Annotated in this window: 6 protein-coding genes and 1 pseudogene; 6 read left to right on the top strand and 1 reads right to left on the bottom strand. The window is 34.7% G+C overall.

All coding sequences use genetic code 11. The features are described from left to right. A partial coding sequence (locus DW015_RS13080) for an AAA family ATPase (protein WP_117905948.1) occupies positions 1-956 on the bottom strand: 956 nt, incomplete at its 3' end. A gap of 262 nt (positions 957-1,218) precedes the next feature. On the opposite strand from DW015_RS13080, the gene DW015_RS13895 reads away from it, so the two are divergent. From DW015_RS13895 to DW015_RS13105, 6 genes and pseudogenes are all read left to right on the top strand, one after another. Beyond that, positions 1,219-1,347, top strand: a complete 129-nt coding sequence (locus DW015_RS13895) for a hypothetical protein (RefSeq protein ID WP_278306265.1) — start codon at positions 1,219-1,221, stop codon at positions 1,345-1,347. A 96-nt stretch (positions 1,348-1,443) separates the two neighbouring features. After that, complete coding sequence (locus DW015_RS13085; RefSeq protein WP_181979940.1) at positions 1,444-1,980, top strand: sigma-70 family RNA polymerase sigma factor; 537 nt, start codon at positions 1,444-1,446, stop codon at positions 1,978-1,980. Next, positions 1,973-2,650 carry a DUF4367 domain-containing protein gene (locus DW015_RS13090; protein ID WP_117905950.1) on the top strand — a complete coding sequence of 226 codons (678 nt, stop codon included), beginning with the start codon at positions 1,973-1,975 and terminating at the stop codon, positions 2,648-2,650. The genes DW015_RS13085 and DW015_RS13090 overlap by 8 nt, the downstream gene beginning before the upstream one ends. A 201-nt stretch (positions 2,651-2,851) precedes the next feature. Beyond that, positions 2,852-4,276, top strand: coding sequence for a hypothetical protein (locus DW015_RS13095; RefSeq protein ID WP_117905951.1), 1,425 nt, complete (start codon positions 2,852-2,854; stop codon positions 4,274-4,276). A 17-nt stretch (positions 4,277-4,293) separates the two neighbouring features. Further along, the gene (locus DW015_RS13100) at positions 4,294-4,686 is read left to right on the top strand and encodes a hypothetical protein (RefSeq protein WP_117905952.1); all 393 of its coding nucleotides are present in this window, start codon (positions 4,294-4,296) and stop codon (positions 4,684-4,686) included. Between the two features lie 106 nt (positions 4,687-4,792). Then, positions 4,793-5,026: pseudogene (locus DW015_RS13105) on the top strand (multidrug ABC transporter ATP-binding protein); the annotation flags it as partial. Positions 5,027-5,102: the final 76 nt, after the last annotated feature.

A 5,102-nucleotide genomic window follows, 5' to 3' on the forward strand; every position in this document is an offset into this window, starting at 1 on the left:
TGAAGAATTATCAGTCTGCCGTTTCTTGTTCGCTTGTACTGAAAATCTATCCCGTACTTTCTGAGTGTGTAGCCGTTCTGAACCAGATCTCTTGTTACTCTGTTGGGATAAAATGTTTCATCAGAAACACTTTTCAGTTTCTCTATAAGTTCTGACGCCGTACCTGAAAAATCAACTTTCTTTTTGATGTAAACATACAATGCCGCAAGAAAAATGTTGTCCTTACTTTTTGGAGCGGACGGCTCATCGGTAACGACCCACTTTTTCAAATCACTATCGAACTGCAAATTAATTTCTGCGTTTTCAATATCACGTCCTACACAATAAAGTTTTGCATTACGGCTGCCACGCTTGTTTTCAATAAGCACCAAACTTCCGTCAACACAGCCGCTGATTCCTGTACTTCCTGAGATCATATTGAACGGGTCGATGTCTTTGCATTTTCTTGTGTGATGAACCACTATGACAGTTATCTCAAGCTTGTCTGCAAGAGCTTTCAGAACGGATAGGTCTTTGTAGTCTGAACCATAGCTTGAATCTGTTGAACCACGAACCATTTGCAGAGTGTCAATGAACACAATTTTTAGACCGCAATGTTCAATTTTAAAACTTTCGATTTGTTCTTCAAGTCCGTTGCCGATAGATTCAGACATAACAGAGAAGTACAAATTTTCAGTTGGCACATCAGTTATTTCATACAAGCGGTTTTGAATACGAACGTAGCTATCCTCTAAACACAAATACAATGCCGTGCCCTGCAATGTTTTCTGACCTAAAACACTTTCTCCTTTCGCTATTGACAGGCACATATCCAGTGCCAGCCAAGACTTTCCGACCTTTGGTGCTCCTGCTAAGATATACAGACCTTGTGCAAGCAAGCCGTCTATAACGAACTCTATTGGCTTGTACACAGTTGTCATTATTTCTTCGCAGGATCTTGTGCTAAGTTTTTTCAAATTATCATTCCTCCAATTCTGTTTTCAAGTTTCTGTTATTGTCACTGAACATAGCGAAATTTATATTCAAAACAAAAAGCTCGCAAAGACTTTTAAAATCTTTACGAGCTTATATTATTCTCCATTCTTATGGTATCGCATTTTAATACGTTTGTCAATAGTCATGGTCCATTTTCATTGTTTTGCACAGGAGATTTGATTTTGACACGGGGGTAAGATGTGCGTTTTCGCCGTCGCACTGTGAGAGGGAGGGAGTGGCAGATTGGGGGTTCGGGGTTCTACCCGACAAGCCGCAATCGGTGGTCTGCCCCTTGTGGGCGGACTGCCGTTTGCGATGCTTGCTAAGTCTGCGGACTTAACTTTTCCGGGCTGTCCGGTTGACAGTAAATAATTATCATTTTTTATGTTCATACTGAAAATGCACTTGAAATATTTATCTTTTAATGATATACTGTTATGCACAGACAAAAAACGGAGAGGTGATTTGATGCTGGCAATTTACCTATCAATGCTCGAAACCAACGAAGAAAAAAATCAGTTTGAACAGCTTTACATAAAATACAAGCAGGATATGTATGCGGTTGCATATGGCATTTTGAAAAACAAGGAAGATGCTGAGGATGCTGTACATCAGTCTTTTTTGAAAATAGCAGATAACTTTTCAAAAGTTTCACAAATTCCATGTCACGAATTAAAAGCATATATTGTTATTATATGTAGAAACACAGCGATAAATATTTATAGGCAAAATCAAAATCGTGCAAAGCATAGTACAGAATTATTTGAAACTGAAATAGTTGATGAATCATATTTTGAAAAACAAAACTATGATGAACTTTTATTAGCAATAAAACAACTTCCGCAGATTTATAAGGATGTTATCTATCTGTATTTTCTGCAAGAGTTCTCAGCAAAAGAAACGGCATCACAACTTGAAATATCTCCCGAATTGGTCAGACAACGTGCATTAAGAGCAAAAAAGATGCTGAAAGACATCTTGGAAAGGAGCAACCGCAATGAATAATACTCAGTTTAAAAGAGCAATATCTGAGGCTTTGACAAAAGAATATGAATTGTCTGTTCCTGCACATAACAATGACCATGAGTTTTCAGATAAGTTTGCCCGAAAGATGGATAAGCTGATAGGTCGCCAGAAAAAGCCGTACTACCAAATGATTAATACAGCCAGTAAGCGAGTGGCTTGTATTTTTATAGTGATTTTTATTGCTGCATTTACAACAATAATGAGCGTATCCGCTTTGAGAAATGCATTCAAGGATTTTTTCATGAGCATTTTTTCAGACCATTCAGAGATATCAGCAAATGTTGAAAGCAATGAGGCTGCATTGGACACAATTCAAGTCAACTATGATATAGGTTATGATTTGAGTGATTATGATGTTATTTATGAGGAATATGATAAAATTTCTCGGAATATCATTTATCAAAATGAGAATACAATAATTGATTATCAGCAGTTAGTCAAATCCGAATTTGATATGGGACTTAACACAGAAAACGCTGAAATATCAACAATAGATATATCCGGACACGATGCAGTTTATTATATAGATAATCATCAATTTTATCACTTGATTTGGGATAATGGAGATTATATTATTATGATTAGCTCCAACATTGGCAGAAATGAACTAATTGATATAGCAAATTCTGTGCAAAAAGCAGAAAAATAAAACTATTTTTTGTTTTTCTGTAACGAATCCACCTTCTGATTTGTTATGTATGAATGAGGGAGTAAAAGCTTCTGTATTAATGCTAACAAAAAAGGAGGTGTTTTTTTGTGTATAAAAGGATCGTTTCTTTGATTACAATTCTTGTGATTGGCATGAGCTGGTTCTATTAATATTTCATACAATAGCATAAAAGAAATAGGAATGAGAACAGAAAATGATAATGGATTAATTTTTGATTCATTAAATGCAATATTTATTAACAATGAATATGATGATTTTAATGATATAGCTAACTCTGATAATCTATATACTATTGAAGGAGATAATTATTTTACTGACTTTTCATTGGTTTTACAAGATTTAAATTTTGATGGGAGATTATATACTGACGGAGACATTACTATTAATGCTACATCTGTGACCTCCGAATCAAAAAATTCAATTATTGCATCTCACACAGGAAATATAGTGATTAATTCCAATGAATTTAATTATAAAGGTATTATTTTTGCACCAAATGGTTATGTAAATATTAATTCTAAAAAAATTGATTTCAAAGGATTCATAATTGCGGCTGGTATCTCTATATCTGGAGATGATGTAACAATTTCAGAGAGTGATGAGGTTTTCACAAACTTTAATACAATGGAGCAAGAATATCAACAGAGAAATGATGAACTAATTACTGAGTATTTTGATACTGTATCGGCTCTAGAAGATAATCCAGACGATATAATTGTGGAAAGTAAATACAACGATTTGAGAAAAGAATTGCAAACTAAAGACCTTTTACTAAGCGAAAATGAGATTTCTGAATTATTTTGCAATCAAGAAAATATATCGAGTAGTTACAATGTTATGAACAAAGCTAAAGCTAGCTTTTATCCTTGTAAGGGAATCGAAAAGATGTATGACGTGATTCGCACATCATCGACGTATTCCTATGGTGGAAAGTCATATCAATACTACTCACTAAGTGTAAGTGATAAAGTATCCACTAGTAAACCAAAGTTACGTCGCAATTATTCTCCCAATATCTATCTTATTGGTAAATGCACCAATGAAGCAACCGCAAAAAAATATTTAAATACAGCTATTTCAACATTATTTGGAAAAGGTTTTGGGGCTTTATTAGCAGGATGTGGTCATCCTATAGCTGGTAAAACTTTAGGGGTGGTAATAAAATCACTATTTTCTCGTACGCCGTCACCACATGATCTATATACGGATAGTTCAAAGTTTCTTCGATTGTCGGATGTTTGCTTAAATACCACAATGAAATATACATGGGTTAAGTATAAAGGCAGATGGGAATTTGGCTACAGTTGTGATAAGACAGCGTGGAAGTATGTGCTTACTGAGGGAAAGTTAAACACAAAAACAAAGTTATACGATTATGAGATGTTAACTAGAAGTTTTACAAACAAAGGAAATTATTACAAGCCATATGTAGCAATTAAGACAGTAGTCGACTATAAAAAGATGTATGGTGATAATGCGTCTACAGGAAATAATGACCCAATAGGTTACAGTAGTACAGCCTCTTATGAAATTAAAAATAGTGACAAAAAAGTCGTAAAAACCCTAAAACCTTTATTCATAAAAAATACAACAGCATTAATATAAATATATGTGGAGGTATTATGAAAAAAAAAATAATATTATTTTCAGTCTTGGCGATAATACTGCTCGGTATGACACTTTTTCTATTTGCAAAAATACCATCACCACAGATGGATCATAAGATATTTGGCTCATATTTTGAAAAAAAGATTTGTAAAAAATATGAATTAACTTTTGTTGATGAGACCTTCAACTATGCTGAATCTGCAGGATACGACAGTCAAACTCTTTCCCTTATCATCCATGGTGATCCACAAATATATAAATATCAGGACAGGGATATATATTGCAGAATAACAGCAGATTATAAAGGTAAAACCATTACTGTTAGATTTAAAGGAACAAAGATCATTGGGACAAAATACAAATGGAGTCTTGAAAACGAAGATGCGTTTGATGTTTTTAAAAAATAATGTATGAATTGTATAATTGGTTAAGAAAAAACTAAATTTCGTGATTCTTAGCTATGGAATCAATACTTAATTTTGTATTGAATGCAAGCACTATATCTTTGGCTGTCAGCGCTTAGGGCTTGCTCAGGCTATCATGGAAAACCCGAAGATTCTTATTCTTGACGAGCCTTTCAACTGACTTGACAAGGACGGCGTTAAGGAAATGAGAGAGTATCTTCTCAGCTACAAGGAGCAGGGCAAGACTATTCTGATATGCTTTCATTCGGCAGAGGATATTTCCGTTCTGTGCGATACGGTGCATGAGATGGATAAGGGGGTTATCAGTAGGATAAGGGTATGAGTTAACTTATTATTCACTGTCGTTACCCCACCCTCAGGTGCTAGTGATCGCAAGGTCATGTGGGTTCAAGTCCCGT

It is taken from the genome of Ruminococcus sp. AF37-20, from assembly GCF_003460465.1.
Taxonomy (GTDB): Bacteria; Bacillota; Clostridia; order Oscillospirales; family Ruminococcaceae; genus Hominimerdicola; species Hominimerdicola aceti.